Origin of the sequence: Streptomyces sp. NPDC007872 (genome assembly GCF_042868165.1) — a bacterium.
GTDB lineage: Bacteria > Actinomycetota > Actinomycetes > Streptomycetales > Streptomycetaceae > Streptomyces.
The window spans coordinates 227,127-244,216 of record NZ_JBIAEA010000004.1; the positions used below are offsets into that span (position 1 = coordinate 227,127).

General features: G+C 73.8%; 14 protein-coding genes and 1 pseudogene. 11 read left to right on the forward strand and 4 right to left on the reverse strand.

Features of this window, described 5'->3' with window-relative positions:
• The first annotated feature begins 28 nt into the window (after window positions 1-28).
• The 8 genes and pseudogenes from ACFYNX_RS15580 (at window position 29) to ACFYNX_RS15615 (ending at window position 9,764) form a co-directional block, all read left to right on the forward strand.
• Window positions 29-1,969 (forward strand): acetyl/propionyl/methylcrotonyl-CoA carboxylase subunit alpha, encoded by a 1,941-nt coding sequence (locus tag ACFYNX_RS15580; RefSeq protein ID WP_388662555.1) that lies wholly within the window; start codon window positions 29-31, stop codon window positions 1,967-1,969.
• Window positions 1,966-3,099 carry an acyl-CoA dehydrogenase gene (locus ACFYNX_RS15585; RefSeq protein ID WP_365542959.1) on the forward strand — a complete coding sequence of 378 codons (1,134 nt, stop codon included), beginning with the start codon at window positions 1,966-1,968 and terminating at the stop codon, window positions 3,097-3,099. The genes ACFYNX_RS15580 and ACFYNX_RS15585 overlap by 4 nt, the downstream gene beginning before the upstream one ends.
• Before the next feature lie 135 nt (window positions 3,100-3,234).
• Complete coding sequence (locus ACFYNX_RS15590) at window positions 3,235-4,056, forward strand: excalibur calcium-binding domain-containing protein (protein WP_388661853.1); 822 nt, start codon at window positions 3,235-3,237, stop codon at window positions 4,054-4,056.
• A 206-nt stretch (window positions 4,057-4,262) separates the two neighbouring features.
• On the forward strand, window positions 4,263-4,976 hold the full coding sequence (locus ACFYNX_RS15595) for an alpha/beta fold hydrolase (RefSeq protein WP_388661855.1): 714 nt from the start codon (window positions 4,263-4,265) through the stop codon (window positions 4,974-4,976).
• Between the two features lie 366 nt (window positions 4,977-5,342).
• A pseudogene (locus ACFYNX_RS15600) lies at window positions 5,343-6,924 on the forward strand (4-coumarate--CoA ligase family protein); the annotation flags it as partial.
• A 2-nt stretch (window positions 6,925-6,926) separates the two neighbouring features.
• Window positions 6,927-7,652, forward strand: a complete 726-nt coding sequence (locus ACFYNX_RS15605; protein WP_388661857.1) for an enoyl-CoA hydratase family protein — start codon at window positions 6,927-6,929, stop codon at window positions 7,650-7,652.
• Window positions 7,640-8,218, forward strand: coding sequence for a TetR/AcrR family transcriptional regulator (locus ACFYNX_RS15610; protein ID WP_365542973.1), 579 nt, complete (start codon window positions 7,640-7,642; stop codon window positions 8,216-8,218). The genes ACFYNX_RS15605 and ACFYNX_RS15610 overlap by 13 nt, the downstream gene beginning before the upstream one ends.
• A gap of 502 nt (window positions 8,219-8,720) precedes the next feature.
• Complete coding sequence (locus tag ACFYNX_RS15615) at window positions 8,721-9,764, forward strand: isopenicillin N synthase family dioxygenase (protein ID WP_388661859.1); 1,044 nt, start codon at window positions 8,721-8,723, stop codon at window positions 9,762-9,764.
• Here ACFYNX_RS15615 and ACFYNX_RS15620 read toward each other — a convergent pair.
• A complete protein-coding gene (locus ACFYNX_RS15620) occupies window positions 9,743-10,843 on the reverse strand; it encodes a citrate synthase 2 (protein WP_030208616.1) in 1,101 nt (366 codons plus the stop codon). The genes ACFYNX_RS15615 and ACFYNX_RS15620 overlap by 22 nt on opposite strands.
• A 275-nt stretch (window positions 10,844-11,118) precedes the next feature.
• On the opposite strand from ACFYNX_RS15620, the gene pdxH reads away from it, so the two are divergent.
• Both pdxH and ACFYNX_RS15630 read left to right on the forward strand, forming a co-directional pair.
• Window positions 11,119-11,748, forward strand: coding sequence for a pyridoxamine 5'-phosphate oxidase (gene pdxH / locus ACFYNX_RS15625; protein ID WP_365543181.1), 630 nt, complete (start codon window positions 11,119-11,121; stop codon window positions 11,746-11,748).
• A gap of 414 nt (window positions 11,749-12,162) precedes the next feature.
• Window positions 12,163-13,530: a PAS domain-containing protein gene (locus ACFYNX_RS15630; protein ID WP_388661861.1), complete on the forward strand. Its 1,368-nt coding sequence runs from the start codon at window positions 12,163-12,165 to the stop codon at window positions 13,528-13,530.
• 50 nt (window positions 13,531-13,580) lie between these two features.
• Here ACFYNX_RS15630 and ACFYNX_RS15635 read toward each other — a convergent pair whose 3' ends face one another.
• From ACFYNX_RS15635 to ACFYNX_RS15645, 3 genes are read right to left on the reverse strand one after another with little or no spacing between them, the layout of a single operon-like run.
• On the reverse strand, window positions 13,581-14,369 hold the full coding sequence (locus tag ACFYNX_RS15635; protein ID WP_365542982.1) for an ABC transporter permease: 789 nt from the start codon (window positions 14,367-14,369) through the stop codon (window positions 13,581-13,583).
• The gene (locus ACFYNX_RS15640) at window positions 14,366-15,349 is read right to left on the reverse strand and encodes an ATP-binding cassette domain-containing protein (protein ID WP_388661863.1); all 984 of its coding nucleotides are present in this window, start codon (window positions 15,347-15,349) and stop codon (window positions 14,366-14,368) included. The genes ACFYNX_RS15635 and ACFYNX_RS15640 overlap by 4 nt, the downstream gene beginning before the upstream one ends.
• Before the next feature lie 42 nt (window positions 15,350-15,391).
• A complete protein-coding gene (locus ACFYNX_RS15645) occupies window positions 15,392-16,054 on the reverse strand; it encodes a DUF4097 family beta strand repeat-containing protein (protein WP_388661865.1) in 663 nt (220 codons plus the stop codon).
• Between the two features lie 241 nt (window positions 16,055-16,295).
• Here ACFYNX_RS15645 and ACFYNX_RS15650 point away from each other — a divergent pair, with 241 nt between their 5' ends.
• A complete protein-coding gene (locus ACFYNX_RS15650) occupies window positions 16,296-17,036 on the forward strand; it encodes a helix-turn-helix domain-containing protein (protein WP_388661867.1) in 741 nt (246 codons plus the stop codon).
• Window positions 17,037-17,090: the final 54 nt, after the last annotated feature.

The following is a 17,090-nucleotide window of genomic DNA, read 5'->3' on the forward strand; positions in this document are numbered from 1 at the left end:
CCTGATGACCTCTTCGCACCCGACTCCGTTGATCACCTCCGTCCTCGTCGCGAACCGGGGCGAGATCGCCTGCCGCGTCTTCCGCACCTGCCGCGACCTGGGGATCTCCACCGTCGCCGTGTACTCCGACGCGGACGCCGGCGCCCTGCACGTACGGGAGGCCGACGCGGCGGTACGGCTGCCGGGGGCCGCGCCCTCGGAGACGTACCTGCGCGGCGACCTGATCGTGGCGGCGGCCCTCGCGGCGGGCGCGGACGCCGTCCACCCCGGCTACGGCTTCCTCTCCGAGAACGCCGGATTCGCCCGTGCGGTGATCGACGCCGGGCTCGTCTGGATCGGCCCGCCGCCGGCCGCGATCGAGGCCATGGCCTCGAAGACCCGCGCCAAGGAACTCCTCGGCATCGCGCCCCTGGACCCGGCCCGGGTCACGGAGGCCGACCTGCCCGTCCTGGTGAAGGCGGCGGCGGGCGGCGGCGGCCGGGGCATGCGGGTCGTACGCGAACTCGCGGACTTGACGGGGGAGTTGGAGTCGGCGTCGGCGGAGGCGGCGAGCGCGTTCGGGGACGGCGAGGTCTTCGTCGAGCCGTACGTGGAGGACGGGCGCCACGTCGAGGTGCAGCTCCTCTGCGACGCCCACGGCACGGTCTGGGCGCTCGGCACCCGCGACTGCTCCCTCCAGCGCCGCCACCAGAAGGTGATCGAGGAGGCACCGGCCCCCGGTCTGCCCGCCGCCCTGGAGGCCTCCCTCCTCGACACGGCCGTCCGCGCCGCCAAGGCCGTCGGCTACGTCGGCGCGGGCACGGTCGAGTTCCTCGTCGCGGACGGCCGCGCGCACTTCCTGGAGATGAACACCCGCCTCCAGGTCGAGCACCCCGTCACGGAGGAGGTGTACGGGGTCGACCTCGTCGCCCTCCAGCTCGCCGTCGCCGAGGGCGGGAAGCTGCCGCCGGAGACCCCCGCCCCGCGCGGCCACGCGATCGAGGCCCGCCTGTACGCGGAGGACCCGGCCCGGGGCTGGGCCCCGCAGACGGGCGCCCTGCGCCTCTTCGACGTACCGGAAGGGGTCCGGCTCGACACGGGGTACGCCTCCGGGGACGCGATCGGCGTCCACTACGACCCGATGATCGCCAAGCTGACCGTCCACGCCCCCACCCGCGACGGGGCCGTCCGCAAGCTCGCCCGCGCCCTGGAGCGGACCCGGATCCACGGCCCGGTCACCAACCGCGACCTGCTCGTGGCCTCCCTCCGCCACCCCGGGTACGCCGCCGTGGAGGCCCTCGACACCGGCTTCTACGACCGGAACCTGCCCGCCCTCACCGCCGCCCCCGGGGGCGAGGGGCTCGCGGCCGTCGCCGCCGCCCTCGCCGCCGCCTCCGCCCGCCGGGGCCGCTTCGGCGGCGGCTGGCGGAACCTGCGCTCGCAGGACGAGACGCGGACGTACGGAGGAGGAACGGGCGGCGGGACGGACGGAGGCACGGACCGGGACCACGAGGTCCGCTACCGGCCGACGCGGGACGGCGGCTACGAGGTCACCGCGCCGGAGGGCGTACGGGTCGTGGCGGCGGCCCCGGACCGGGTGAGCCTCGAAACGGCCGGAGTCGTACGGCACTTCGACGTGACGGCCTACGCGGACGGAACGGTCCACGTGGGGGGCCACCGCCTCGCCGCCCGCCCCCGCTTCACCGATCCCCGCGAGCAGACCGCGCCCGGCTCCCTGCTCGCCCCCATGCCCGGCACCGTCGTCCGGGTCGCGGACGGCCTCGCCGTCGGCGACCGGGTCACCGCCGGGCAGCCGCTGCTCTGGCTGGAGGCCATGAAGATGGAGCACCGCGTCACCGCTCCGGCCTCCGGCACGCTCACCGCGCTCCACGCCGCCCCCGGCCGCCAGGTCGAGGTCGGCGCCCTGCTCGCCGTCGTACACGCACAGGCATCCGTACCGACCGAAGCACAGGAGGACCCGTCCGCATGAGCACCATGATCGAGACCGAAGAGCTCACCGCGCTCCGCGCCGCCGTCTCCGCGCTCGGCCGCCGCCACGGCCCCGGCTTCGACCGGGCCGCGCTGTGGGCCGAGGCCGGGAAGCTCGGCTACCTGGGCGTGAACCTGCCCGAGGAGTACGGCGGCGGGGGCGGCGGCATGGCCGAGCTGTCGATCGTCCTGGAGGAGGCGGGCGCGGCCGGCGCGCCGCTCCTGATGATGGTCGTGTCGCCCGCGATCTGCGGCACGGTCATCTCCCGCTTCGGCACGGAGGAGCAGAAGCGGGCCTGGCTGCCGGGGCTCGCGGACGGCACGAGGACGATGGCGTTCGGGATCACGGAGCCCGACGCCGGGTCGAACTCGCACCGCATCACGACCACGGCGACCCGCACGGAGGACGGCTGGGTCCTCAACGGCCGGAAGGTCTTCGTCTCGGGCGTGGACATCGCGGACGCGACCCTGATCGTGGGCCGCACGTCGGACGCGCGCACCGGCAAGCTGAAGCCCTGTCTCTTCATCGTGCCGCGCGACGCCCCCGGCTTCGGGCGCCGCCACATCGAGATGGAACTCGACGCGGACGAGAAGCAGTTCGAGCTGACCCTCGACGACGTGCGCCTGCCGGAGGACGCGCTCGTGGGCGACGAGGACGCGGGCCTCCTCCAGCTCTTCGCGGGGCTCAACCCGGAGCGGATCATGACGGCCGCGTTCGCGATCGGCATGGGCCGGTACGCGCTCGCGCAGGCCGTGACGTACGCGAGGGAGCGCCAGGTCTGGAAGGCCCCGATCGGCGCCCACCAGGCCGTCGCCCACCCCCTGGCCCAGGCGCACATCGAACTGGAGCTGGCCCGCCTGATGATGGCGAAGGCGGCGCAACTCTACGACGCGGGCGACGACTTCGGCGCGGGCGAGGCCGCGAACATGGCCAAGTACGCCGCCGCCGAGGCCTGCGTGAGGGCCGTCGACCAGGCCGTCCACACCCTCGGCGGCAACGGCCTCACCAAGGAGTTCGGCCTCGCCCGCCTGATCACGGCGGCCCGGGTGGCCCGCATCGCCCCCGTCAGCCGCGAGATGATCCTCAACTACGTCTCCCACCAGACGCTGGGGCTGCCGAAGTCGTACTGACGTTCCCGGAAGGGACTCCGCCGGGTCCGGTTTCCGGAAGGAGAAGGTACAAGCGTGAACGACCTGTGTACGATCTCGTCACTTCGCGCACAGGCCGTTCACGCCTGTGGTTCACGCCCGCCGGGGGAGACGTCCGTGTACACACCGCCGCAGTCCTATCCGTACGCCCCTCCGCCCCCGCCTCCGCCCCTCCGGCGCTGGTGGCAGCACCCGGCCCTGATCATCACCCTGCTGGTGATCTTCCCGCCCGCGGGCATCGCCCTCGCCTGGACGAGCCGTTGGAAGAAGTCGCGGAAGATCGTGGCGACCGTCCTCGCGGGCCTGTGGTTCCTGCTGGCGCTCCTCACCCCGGACCCGCCGGAGGAGGACGCGAAGGCGGAGGGACCGGCAGTCGCGGCCACCGCGTCCCCGAGCCCCACGCCGACCCCGACCCCGACGCCCACCCCGTCGGAGGCCGAGGAGCCCCCGGTGATGCCCTCGCTCGTCGGCGGCGACTACGCGGCCGCCGAGCAGATCGTCACCGCCAACCTGGGCCGGGCCTACGCCGTCTACAAGGACGTCGACCTCCCCGCCGAGTACGGCACGTGGCGGGTCTGCTTCCAGCGCCCGGACGCCGGCGCGCCGGTCACGTCCGCGGTGCCGGTGGTGTACCTGACGGATCCGGGCGTCCCGTGCCCGAAGTCGCCGAACACAGTCCTGCACGAGCCGACCCCGAAGCCGACCCCGACTCCGAAGCCGACCCCGCCCCCGGCTCCGAAGCCCCGGCCCGCCACCCCGCCGCCGACCACGGCCCCGGAGCCCGCCCCCGAGCCCACGCGGGACACCGCCGACGAGAACGTCTCCTACGCCAACTGCGCGGCCGTCCGCGCGGCCGGAGCCGCGCCCATCCACGCGGGCGAACCCGGCTACAGCCGCCGTCTCGACCGCGACGGCGACGGCGTGGGCTGCGAGAACTGACGCCTGTCGATGCGGACGAGGTGCCGCCGGGGAGCGCGGGGCGCCGGTTGTGCACCCACGGGCCAACGCCGGTGCGCTGAGGGGCAGACGGCCCCGTCCGGGTCCTCCTAGCGTGACGGCTGCGGCCTTCCGGAACGGCGGCCGCGTTCCACGGCGCCCACGGGCTCCGCACCGGCACCCCACGTCCCGCAGGAGGACCTTCCGTCATGACCACTCCCACCGTCGTCCTCGTCCACGGCGCCTTCGCCGACGCCGCCAGTTGGTCCGGCGTGATCGCCGCGCTCCAGGCGGAGGGCGTTCCGGTGATCGCCCCGCCCAACGAGCTGCGCGGTCTCGCCGCCGACGCCGCCCACGTCTCCTCGGTGGTCTCCCAGATCGACGGCCCCGTCGTCCTCGTCGGCCACTCCTACGGCGGCGCCCTGATCACCGTCGCGGGCGCGGCCGAGAACGTCGTCGGCCTGGTCTACGTGGCCGCCTACGTCCTGGAGGAGGGCGAGAGCCTGGGTGAACTCCAGGGCCGCTTCGCCGACTCCCCGCTGGTCGCCAACCTCAAGCAGTGGACGTACCCGACCCCGGACGGCGGCACGGCCGCCGAGGTCACCATCGCCGAGGAGGCGTTCCCGGAGGTCTTCGCCGCCGACGTCCCCGCGGAGGTCACGAAGGTCCTCGCGGTGGCCCAGCGTCCGCTGACCGCGGCGGCCTTCGCCGAGGCGGCGGCGGTCGCCGCGTGGCACACCAAGCCGGCCTGGGCGCTGGTGGCGGGCGCGGACCGGGCGATCAACCCGGAGGTGCAGCGCTTCGGCGCCGAGCGCGCCGGAGCGACGGTGGTGGAGGCCGAGGGCGCCTCGCACGCCGTCGCCGTCTCCCGGCCCGGGGCGGTCGCCGAGCTGATCCTCCGGGCGGTCCGGGCCACGAGCTGATCCTCCGGGCGGTCCGGGCGGGGCCGTGAGCCGTCCTACGGGTCGGGTGGGGCCACGAGCTGTACCCGCGGACCGGGCGGGCCGTGAGCCGTCCTACGGGTCGGGCGAGGCCGCGAGCCGACCCGTGGGCCGGCCCGGTCCGCGAGCCGACCCGTGGGCCGGGCCGGGCCACGCGCCGCCCCGCCCGTCCCCCGACACGTCCGGGGCGCCCGCCCGACACCCGACGCCTCCGGCGCCCGCCCCACCCCCTCCCCAAAATCATGCATGCGTGCTTGATTGTTCTACGAGGTGCTGACAAGGTCTCCCCAAGTCGCCGCCCCACCCGCGACCCTGGCGCTCACCTTCCACCTCTCCAGGGGGTCAATCATGGTGTTCCACAGCGCGTACGAGGACGTCCCGGCCGTCTCCCTCCCCATCCACGACGCGGTGCTCGGCCACGCCGCCGAGTACGGCGACACCCCGGCCCTCGTCGACGGCTCCGGCGCGGAGGGGGCGCTCACCCTCACGTACGCCCAGGTCGACGCCTTCCACCGGCTCGTCGCCGCCGGGCTCGCCGAGGCCGGCGTGCGCAAGGGGGACGTGCTCGCCCTGCACAGCCCCAACACCGTGCTCTTCCCCGTCGCCTTCTACGCCGCCACCCGCGCCGGCGCCGCCGTCACCACCGTCCACCCGCTCGCCACCCCCGAGGAGTTCGCCAAGCAGCTCCGCGACTCCTCCGCCCGCTGGATCGTCACCGTCTCGCCCCTGCTCCCCGTCGCCCGCGCCGCCGCCGAACTCGCGGGCGGCATCCGGGAGATCCTCCTCTGCGACCAGCCCCCCGGAGGGCGAGGCGGTCCGCTCGCTCCAGGCCTTCCTCGGCTCCACCGGACCCGTCCCCGCCATCGAGGTCGATCCCGACGAGGACGTCGCCGCCCTGCCGTATTCGTCCGGCACGACCGGGGTACCCAAGGGGGTGATGCTGACGCACACCTCGATCGCGACCAACCTCGCCCAACTGGAGCCGTTCATCCCCATGGGACCGGGTGACCGGATCCTGGCGGTCCTGCCCTTCTTCCACATCTACGGGCTCACCGCCCTCATGAACGCGCCCCTGCGCCAGGGCGCCACCGTCGTCGTCCAGCCCCGCTTCGAGCTCGACACCTTCCTGCGCGCCATCCAGGAACACCGCGTCAACGGCCTGTACGTGGCCCCGCCGATCGTCCTCGCCCTCGCCAAGCACCCGGCCGTCGCCGACCACGACCTGTCCTCCCTGGAGTACATCGTCAGCGCCGCCGCCCCGCTCGACGCCGCCCTCGCCGAGGCCTGCTCGAAGCGGCTCGGGCTCCCGCCGGTCCGGCAGGCGTACGGCATGACCGAGCTGTCCCCGGGCACCCACGTCGTCCCCCTCGACGCCGCGACGCCCCCGCCCGGCACCGTCGGCCGGCTCCTGCCCTCCACCGAGATGCGGATCCTCTCCCTCGACGACCCCGCGAAGGACGCCGCACCCGGCGAGGAGGGCGAGATCGCCATCCGGGGACCCCAGGTCATGAAGGGCTACCTCGGCCGCCCCGACGCCACCGCCGCCATGATCGACGCCGAAGGGTGGGTCCACACCGGCGACGTCGGACGCGTCGACGACGACGGCTGGCTCTTCGTCGTCGACCGCGTCAAGGAACTCATCAAGTACAAGGGCTTCCAGGTGGCCCCCGCCGAACTGGAGGCGCTGCTCCTCACCCACGAGGGCATCGCCGACGCCGCCGTCGTCGGCGTCACCGACGACGACGGCACCGAGATCCCCAAGGCCTTCGTCGTCCGCCAGCCCTCCGCGCCCGGCCTCACCGCCGAGGAGGTCGTCGCGCACGTCGCCGCGCGCGTCTCCCCGTACAAGAAGGTCCGTGCCGTGGAGTTCGTCGACACCGTCCCCCGGGCCGCGTCCGGGAAGATCCTCCGAAGGGAACTGAGGCAGCGCTCATGACCGCACGCGTCACCACGTCCGAGGAACGGGGCGTCACCACCCTCACGCTGAACTCCCCCGCCACCCGCAACGCCCTCTCCGCCCCCCTCGTCACCGAACTCGCCGACGCGCTCACCGCGTGCGGCAAGGACCCGGGCGTACGGGCCGTGCTCCTCGACCACGCCGGCACCACCTTCAGCGCGGGCGCCGACCTGAAGGCGCCCCCCAGCCCGTACGCCTTCGTGGCCCTGCTCCGGCAGATCGTCGAGCTGCCGAAGCCCGTCGTCGCCCGGGTCACCGGCCACGCGCGCGCGGGCGGCCTCGGCCTGCTCGGCGCGTGCGACCTGGTGGTGGCGGGGGAGGGGGCGGACTTCGCCCTCACGGAGGTACGGATCGGGGTCGCGCCCTCCGTCATCTCCCTCACCCTCCTGCCGCGCCTCGCACCGCGCGCGGCGGCCCGCTACTACCTGACGGGCGAGCGCTTCGGCGTCCCGGAGGCCCTCGCCATGGGCCTGGTCACGGCCGGGGACGACGCCCTCGACGGCATCCTCGACGCCCTGCGCGCCGCGTCGCCGCAGGGCCTGCGGGAATCGAAACGGCTGGTCACCGCTAAAGTCCTGGAGACCTTCGAACGCGACGCGGAGGACCTGGTGCAGAGGTCGGCCACGCTCTTCGCCTCCGCCGAGGCGCGCGAAGGGATGACGGCCTTCCTCGAACGACGGGACCCCGCATGGCGGCTGTGACCGCACCCAAGCAGGACCGGAGCCGCGCCACCCGGCAGCGGCTCCTGGAGGCCGCCGTGTCCTGCCTGGCCGAACACGGCTGGGCGGGCTCGACGGTCTCCGTGGTGGCGGAACGGGCCGGCGTCTCCCGGGGCGCCGCCCAGCACCACTTCCCCACCCGCGAGGACCTCTTCACGGCCGCCGTCGAGTACGTCGCCGAGGAGCGCTCCCAGGCGCTGCGGGCCCTGCCCTCCGACGACCGCGCGGCGGCCGTCGCCGCCCTCGTCGACCTCTACACCGGCCCCCTCTTCCGGGCCGCCCTCCACCTCTGGGTCGCCGCCACCGGCGAGGACCAGCTCCGCGCCCGCGTCACCGAGCTGGAGGCCCGCGTCGGCCGCGAGTCCCACCGCATCGCCGTCGAGGTCCTCGGCGCCGACGAGTCCCGCCCCGGCGTCCGCGAGACCGTCCAGGGCCTCCTCGACATGGCCCGCGGCCTCGGCCTCGCCACCCTCCTCACCGACGACCGCGCCCGCCGCGAACGGGTGGTGGCCCAGTGGGCACGGCTGGTGAACGAGGCGCTGAGGTAGCGACGGCACGACCCCGGACCGGCGCGGACGTGCCGGTGCGGCCCCGACCGGGAAGAGCGCCCGGGTCCGCGACCGGGAGAGTGCCCGGGTCCGCGACCGGGAGAGCGCCCGGGTCCGCAAGCGGGAGACCGCCCGGGTCCGCAACGCGAAGACCGTCCCGCTCCGTGACCCGCGCCACACCCCTCCCGGCCCCCTCGCAGTACTCTGTTCGCATGCCTCCGCTCGTACGCCGTCGCCACGTGGACTTCGTCCGCGTCACGAGCATGAGCTGTCGACGCTCCGTCTGACCCCCACGGCCGCCCCGGTCCGGGCCTTCCGCCCGTACGACCCCCGGCCCCCGGCCTCCCGGGTCCTCCCGACCCGCCCGGCCCTCCCGACCTTCCGGGGTACCACTCCACCCACCCCTCCGGGTCCGTCACCGAGCCCCAGCAGACCGGCACCCGCGGCCCCCGCCCCACCCCCGGCGGACGCCCCGGGCACCCGTAGACCCCGCGGACACCTCATGACCAGCAGCTCGTACTCCTCGCAGCTCCCCATCGTGGACCTCTCCGCCGCCGACCGCGGCCCGCAGGCCCGGAGGCTGCTCCACGCCCAGCTCCACTCGGCCGCCCACGACGTGGGCTTCTTCCAGCTCGTCGGACACGGGGTGACCGAGGCCGAGACCGAGGCCCTCACCTCCGCCATGCGCGCCTTCTTCGCACTGCCCGAGGCCGACCGGCTCGCCCTCGACAACATCAACTCGCCGCACTTCCGCGGCTACACCCGCATCGGCGACGAGCGGACGCGGGGCGCCCGGGACTGGCGCGACCAACTGGACATCGGCGCCGAGCGCCCCGCGCGCGCCCCCGCGCCCTGGGAAGCCCCGTACTGGTGGCTGGAAGGCCCCAACCAGTGGCCCGGGGCCCTCCCCGAGCTGCGCGCCGCCGCCCTGCACTGGATCGACCGCCTCAGCGGCGTCGCCGCGCGCCTGCTGCACGAGCTGCTGGCCTCGATCGGCGCGCCCGAGGACTTCTACGACGACATCTTCGGCCCGCACGCCCACCCGCAGCTCAAGCTGGTCCGCTACCCGGGCAGCAGCGGCGAGGGCGACGACCAGGGCGTGGGCGCCCACAAGGACTACGGCTTCCTGACCCTGCTGCTCCAGGACCAGGTGGGCGGGCTCCAGGTCCAGCGGGGGGACGGGAACTTCCACGACGTGCCGCCGCTGCCGGGCGCGTTCGTCGTCAACCTGGGCGAGCTGCTCGAAGTGGCCACCAACGGCTACCTGATCGCCACCAACCACCGGGTGGTCTCCCCGCCCGGTGCGACGGAACGGTTCTCCGTCCCGTTCTTCTACAACCCGCGGCTCGACGCCCGGATCGCCCCGCTGGACTTCCCGCACGCCTCCACGGCCCCGGGCGTCACCACGGACCCGTCGAACCCGCTGTTCGCGGAGTACGGGCGCAACGCCCTGAAGGGGAAGCTCCGCGCCCACCCGTCGGTGGCGGCCCGCCACCACGCGGAGCTCCTGCTGCACCCCGAGGGTCAGCCGGCGATGTCGGCGTAACCCTCGATGTCGCGCGGGTCCCGGCGGCCGGGACCCGTGTAGCGGGCCGAGGGACGGACCAGGCGGCCGGTGCGCTTCTGCTCCAGGATGTGCGCCGACCAGCCGGCCGTGCGCGCGCAGGAGAACATCGAGGTGAACATGTGCGCCGGGACCTCGGCGAAGTCGAGGACGATGGCCGCCCAGAACTCCACGTTCGTCGCCAGGACGCGGTCGGGGCGCCGGTTGTGCAGCTCCTCCAGGGCGGCCTTCTCCAGGGCCTCCGCGACCTCGAAGCGCGGCGCGGCCAGCTCCTTGGCGGTACGGCGGAGCACGCGCGCGCGGGGGTCCTCGGCGCGGTAGACGCGGTGGCCGAAGCCCATGAGCCGCTCGCCCTTGTCGAGGGCCTGCTTGACGTACGCGGTGGCGTCGCCGGTCCGCTCGATCTCCTCGATCATGCCGAGGACGCGGGAGGGCGCGCCGCCGTGCAGCGGGCCGGACATGGCGCCGACGGCGCCGGAGAGCGCGGCGGCCACGTCGGCACCGGTGGAGGCGATGACGCGGGCGGTGAACGTGGAGGCGTTCATGCCGTGCTCGGCGGCGGAGGTCCAGTAGGCGTCGACGGCCTTGACGTGCTTGGGGTCGGGCTCGCCGCGCCAGCGGATCATGAACCGCTCGACGATGGACTGCGCCTTGTCGATCTCGCTCTGCGGGACCATCGGGAGGCCCTGGCCGCGCGCGGACTGCGCGACGTACGAGAGGGCCATGACGGCGGCGCGGGCGAGGTCGTCGCGGGCCTGCTCGGGCGAGATGTCGAGGAGCGGTTTGAGGCCCCAGACGGGCGCGAGCATGGCGAGCGCGGACTGCACGTCGACGCGGATGTCGCCGGAGTGGACCGGGATCGGGAACGGCTCGGCGGCGGGCAGGCCGGGGTTGAAGGCGCCGTCGACCAGCAGGCCCCAGACGTTGCCGAACGAGACGTGGCCGACGAGGTCCTCGATGTCGACGCCGCGGTAGCGGAGGGCGCCGCCCTCCTTGTCGGGTTCGGCGATCTCCGTCTCGAACGCGACGACTCCCTCAAGTCCGGGTACGAAGTCGGACATCAGGCGGCTCCTCTATCGATGATCGATCAACCGAGTTGGTCGATGGCGGGAATCAACAGTCATCCAGCCGAAGAGTCTGTACGGTTCCGATGATGCGGGGAAGCGTGACATCCGGCACACTCCGCCGATCCGGCGGGAGAGGATTGGGCGGCTCCGGTGCCGGGCAGACTGGGCCACTGCCGCAGAATGGCCCCGTGACCGATCCCGTGAACGATTCAGCGAGCGACGATTCCCCCCACTGTCCGGGGTCCGGAGAGGCCCCCGACCCCGCCGACATGCGCGAGCAGTACCGCACCACGGAGCTGTCCCCAGCCGGCCTCGCGCCCGAGCCGGTCGCGCAGTTCGCGCGCTGGTTCAAGGAGGCGGCGGAGGACCCGGCGATCCACGAGCCGAACGCGATGGTGGTCTCCACCGCGACCCCCGACGGCCGCCCGTCCTCCCGGACGGTCCTGCTCAAGCACTACGACGGGGCCGGCTTCGTCTTCTTCACCAACTACGAGTCCCGCAAGGGCCGGGAGCTGGCGGCCAACCCGTACGCCTCGCTGCTCTTCCCCTGGCACCCGTCGGCCCGCCAGGTCGTCGTCACGGGCCGGGCCGAGCGCGTCGGACGCGAGGAGACGGTCGCGTACTTCCGCACCCGCCCGCACGGCTCCCGGCTCGGCGCCTGGGCCAGCCCCCAGTCCTCGGTGCTCGCCTCCCGCGAGGACCTCCTCGCCCGCTACGACGACCTGGCCGCCCGCTACCCCGAGGGCGCCCAGGTCCCGGTCCCCCCGCACTGGGGCGGCTTCCGCGTCGTCCCGGAGACGGTCGAGTTCTGGCAGGGCCACGAGAACCGCCTCCACGACCGCCTGCGCTACGTCCGCGAGACCGGCGACTCCTGGCGCGTGGAACGCCTGGCCCCGTAAAGCCCCCGGAAACCCCACGGGGGCCCGCACACGCAGACGACCCGTGAGCCTTGGTCCCGTCCGCCCAGGCGCCTGGGTCGAACGGGAGCCGGCCGGACTTACCGGCGGCTCACGGGTCGGGTGACTGCGTTGGTCTTCGGCAGACTGGCCTGCCGAGGTGCACAGAGTGCGACGGCAGGCCTCAGCCCGCAGTCACCTCACGAGTCCGAAAAGAAACCATTTTTTCGGATCACCTCCTTTCGCGTGTACCCCCACCCTAGGCACCGTCCCGATCCCGTTCAAGGGATTTGTTCACGCCGTCGAAGGGGCTCGAACTCCCGGCCCCGTTCGTTTCCGGCAGGAAACAATGTCGGCGAAGGTGGTGTGCCCTGCGTCACGTTCCAGTTGAATGGTTCACAGCATGGGGGGTGTCGGGTGAGTGCTTTCGCGGAGTCCACGAGTGAGACCGCTTCCGTTCCCGGGGCAGGGGCCGATCTGCTGGCCGCGCTGCTCGACGGGATGGACGCGGCGCTCTGTGCCTTCGACGCCGACGGGACGGTCACGCACTGGAACCGGGAGGCCGAGCGGATCCTCGGCTGGTCCGCCGGGGAGGCCGTGGGGCGGCGCGGGTTCGAGGGGTGGGCGGCGCGGAGCGCGGACGCCGAGGAGACCCTGGGGCGCCTGATGGGGGCCATGAAGGGACCCGGCCGGCAGGTCCACGAGTTCGTGCTGCTCCGCAAGGACGGCGGGCGGGTGCTCGTGCGCAGCCAGGCGGCCGGGGTGCGCGGCGCGGACGGCGCGCCGGCCGGGGTGTACTGCGCGTTCAGCGAGGTCCACGTCCAGCTCGACCTGGAGCGGTCGGTCGCCCTCAGCGAGGCCCTGTTCGACGACGCCTCCTGGGGCGTCGTCCTGGTCGACGCCGACCTGCGCCCCGCCATGGTCAACGCCCACGCGGCCCGGTCCTTCGGCGCCGGGCGCACCACCCTGCTCGGGCGCCCCCTCGGCGACGTCGTCGTGCACGGCGTCGAGGAGCTGGAGGCCGCCTTCCAGCACGTCCTGGCGGAGGGCACCCCGCCCGCCCCCGCCGAGGTGTGGGTCACGCTGCGGACGCCCTCGGGGGAGCGGCGCCGGTGCTGGCGCAGCGGTTTCCTGCGGCTCGCGTCCCCCATGACGGAGGCGGCGGTCCCGCTGGGCGTCGCCTGGCTCTTCCAGGACGTGACCGAGGAGCGGCTCGCGGCGCGGGAGGCTGACCGGCTGCGGTTCCGGTGGAGCCAACTGCACCGGGCGGGCGCGGCGGCGGCCGAGTGCGAGGACCCGGCGGAGGCGGCGACGGTCCTCCTGGAGTTCGCCCTGGCCGGGTTCGCGGACCACGCCCTGGTGGACCGGGTGGCGGGCGACCGGCGCCTGACGCGCGCCCTGGCCGTCCCGGCGGCCGTGCCCGGCCCGTCCTCCCCGCCCGTGGGCGGCGGCATCCCGCTGCGGTACGGACCGAGGCACCCGGCGCTCCAGGCCTGGGACCGGGTGGGCCCGGTCCGGGCGAGCGCGGGCCGTACCGCCGGGGTGTGGGCGGAGGCCCACCAGTGGCCCGGCGACGCGGCGCACTCCCTGTGCGTGGTGTTGCGCTCCCGGGGCCGGACGCTCGGCGTCCTCACCTTCCTGCGGGCCGCCTGCCGCCCGGCCTTCGAGCGCGAGGACGTGGTCTTCGCGGAGTCGGTGGCGACGGGAGCGGCGTCGTTCCTGGCACTGGGGGACGGGCGCGGAGACGGGGACGGAGACGGGGACGGGCCCCCGGCGGCGTACTGACCGGGGGCCCGTCTTTCGTGGGGGGCGTTCGCGTTCGTACGGGTCACGTCCTACTCCGGGTCGCGCCGGAACGCGGCCGTCGACCAGCGGTAGCCGAGCACGGTGAGGGCCAGGGACCAGCCGACGGCGAGCCAGCCGTTGTGGCCGATCTCGGTGCCGAGCAGCAGGCCGCGCAGGGTCTCGATGGCCGGCGTGAAGGGCTGGTACTCCGCGACGGGCCGGAACCAGCCGGGCATCGAGTCCAGCGGCACGAAGGCGCTGGAGATCAGGGGCAGCAGGATCAGGGGCGTGGCGCTGTTGCTGGCGCCCTCGGCGTTGGGGCTGGCCATGCCCATCCCGACCGCGATCCAGGTGAGCGCGAGGGCGAAGAGCGCGATCAGGCCGAGGGCGGCCAGCCATTCCAGGACGGTGGCGTCGGTGGAGCGGAAGCCGATGGCGAGGCCGACGGCACCGACGAGGAGGACGCTGGCGAGCGACTGCATCACGCTGCCGACCACGTGCCCGACGAGGATGGAGCCGCGGTGGATGGCCATGGTGCGGAAGCGGGCGATGATCCCCTCGTTCTTGTCCATGGCCACGGACACGGCGGCGCCGACGACGGTGGAGCCGATGGTCATGAGCAGGATGCCCGGGACGACGTAGGCGATGTAGGCGTCGCGGCCCCCGCCGCCGGCCAGGCCCGCGCTCATCGCGTCGCCGAAGACGTAGACGAACAGCAGCAGGAGCATCACCGGCGTGAGCAGCAGGTTCAGGGTGAGGGAGGGGTAGCGGCGGACGTGCAGGAGGTTGCGGCGCAACATCGTGGACGAGTCGCGCACGGCGAGGGCGAAGGTGCTCATCGGACGGTCTCCTCGGTCTGGGCGGGCCGGCTGTCGTGGGCGTTCTGGGCGGGGACGTCGGCGGTGCCGGTGAGGGCGAAGAAGACGTCGTCGAGGTCGGGGGTGTGCACGGTCAGTTCGTCGGCCTCGACGCCGGCCGTGTCCAGCCGGTCCAGGACGGCGCGCAGGTCGCGCTGGGTGCCGTCGCTGGGGAGCTGGAGCGTGAGCCCCTCGTCGTCCGTGGTGGCTCCGCGCAGCTCCGCGGCGGCGGCCCGGTAGGCGACCGGGTCGGAGAAGCGCAGCCGTACGTGTCCGCCGGGGATCAGCCGCTTGAGCTCCTCGGCGGTGCCCTCGGCGGCGATCCTGCCGCCGTGCAGGACGGCGATGCGGTCGGCGAGCTGGTCGGCCTCCTCCAGGTACTGGGTGGTGAGGAAGACGGTGGTGCCGCCGGCGACCAGTTCGCGGACGATCTGCCACATGGTGTGCCGCGAGCGGGGGTCGAGGCCGGTGGTGGGCTCGTCGAGGAAGATGATCCGCGGGGAGCCGACGAGGGTCATGGCGATGTCCAGGCGGCGTTTCATGCCGCCGGAGTACCCGGCGGCGGGCTTCTTCGCCGCCTCGACGAGGTCGAAGCGCTCCAGGAGTTCGGCGGTGACCCGGCGTCCCTCCCGCCGGGGGAGGTGGTGCAGGTCGGCCATCAGGAGCATGTTCTCCTCGCCCGTGATCAGGCCGTCGACGGCGGAGAACTGTCCGGTGACGCCGATCGCGGCCCGTACCGCCTGCGGATCGGCGGCCAGGTCGTGGCCGCCGACCCGCAGGTCACCGGCGTCGGCGGTGATGAGGGTGGAGAGGATCTTGACGGCGGTGGTCTTGCCGGCGCCGTTCGGGCCGAGCAGGGAGAAGACCGTTCCTTCGGGGACGGCGAGGTCGACGCCGTCGAGCACGACCTTGTCCCCGTAGGACTTGCGCAGCCCGTTCGCCGCGATGGCCAGGTCGGTCATGGTGATGCTCCTTCGGGAGTGGCGCGGGAAGGGGTGGAGAGCTCAGAGGCTGCGGGCGGTGATGTCGCCCCGGGTGGTGGTCGCCCGGATGGCGAGCACGGTGGTGCCGTCGTTCTTCAGCTCGTTGCCGACGCGGCCGAGGGTGGTGCCCGCGTCCAGGGAGGCGGAGACCCCGGCGGCGGCACCGACCGCGATGTCGCCGTCCTGGGTGCGGAGGACGACCTCGCCCCGTACGGCCTCGGCGATCCGGATCGAGCCCCGCGCGGTGCTGATCTCGGCGGGGCCGTTCAGCCGGCCGACCTCGACGTCGCCGTCGGTGGCGGTGAGGCGGACGGCCGCGGCCTCGTCGATCTTGATCCGCCGGTACGCGCCGTCGAAGGAGACGTCGCCGAGGCGGCCCACGGCCCGGAACTCGGTGGCGGCCGCCTTCGCCTCGACGCGGGAGCCGGTGGGCACCCGGACCGTCACCTCGACGGACCCGGAGGGGCCGAAGTTCCCCTTCTTGGCGGGGACTTCGATCCGCAGGACGCCGTCGGCGTACGCGACCGCGGTCTGCTCCGCGGCCTTCACGTCGCGGCTCTTGGCGGGGTTCGCGGGGAGGATCTCGACCACGGTGTCGTCGCGGTCGGCGGCGATGACCTGGATCCGTCCGGCGGGGACGTCGAAGGCGGTGGTGATCGGGGCGGGGGTGGCGAAGGTCTGCATGGTGGGTGCTCCTCGGTCCGCGCCGTCTCCGGCGCTTCCGTCGTTTCCGATGCAGGAAAAGCTACGTTGCGTTCGAGGGGTTGGCAACGAGGTAGTTGCGAAGAAAGTGCATCACCGCAGCTCAGATAAGCTAAATCGTTGCACTGGAGATGGATTTAACGCAACGACAGGCGGTGCATGCATTGCAATGAGATGAAGGTGAACGCTATGCTGAGGGCCTCAGGGAACGAAGGAGGCCGTGATGCCGGGAGGCAGGCTCACTCAGCAGGACCGTCAGCAGATCGCGCTGGGGCTGGCCGAAGGCCTCGCCTACGCGGAGATCGCCAGGGGCCTGGACCGCCCGACCTCGACGATCACCCGCGAGGTGATGCGCAACGGCGGCCCCGCCGGGTACCGCGCGGACCTCGCGCACCGCGCCACGGAGCAGCGCGCCCACCGGCGCAAGCCCGCCGCGCCGCCCCGGGGCGCCGCCGAGCCGGCCCCCCAGCCGCACGGGCGCGACCCCGAGGCCGTGCGGGCGTACGAGGAGCTGTTCACCACCGTCATGATGCAGTCGGGCCTGCCCAAGATGATGTCCCGGGTCATGGTCGCGCTGCTCCTGACCGACGCCGGCAGCCTGACGGCGTCCGAGCTCGCCCGGCACCTCCAGGTCAGCCCGGCGACCGTCTCCAAGTCGATCGCGTTCCTGGAGAGCCAGACCCTCATCCGCAGGGAGCGCGACGAGCGCCGCCGTGAGCGGTACGTCGTCGACGCCGACGTCTGGTACCAGTCGATGGCCGCCAGCGTCCGGTCCCTCCTCGACCAGGGCGAACTCGCCCGGCAGGGCGTCGGCGTCCTCGGCCCCGGCACCCCGGCCGGCGCCCGCCTGGAGAACGTCGCCCGCTTCCTCGACTTCGTCGCCGAGAACCTCGCCCGCGCCGCCGAGCAGGCCCGCGAGGTCCTCTCCACGAAGGCGGACCCGGACCAGGAGGCCGGTGCCTGACGGGCCGTCACCCTCCCCGTACACCCACTTTTTTGTGGGTACTTGCCGGTGCCC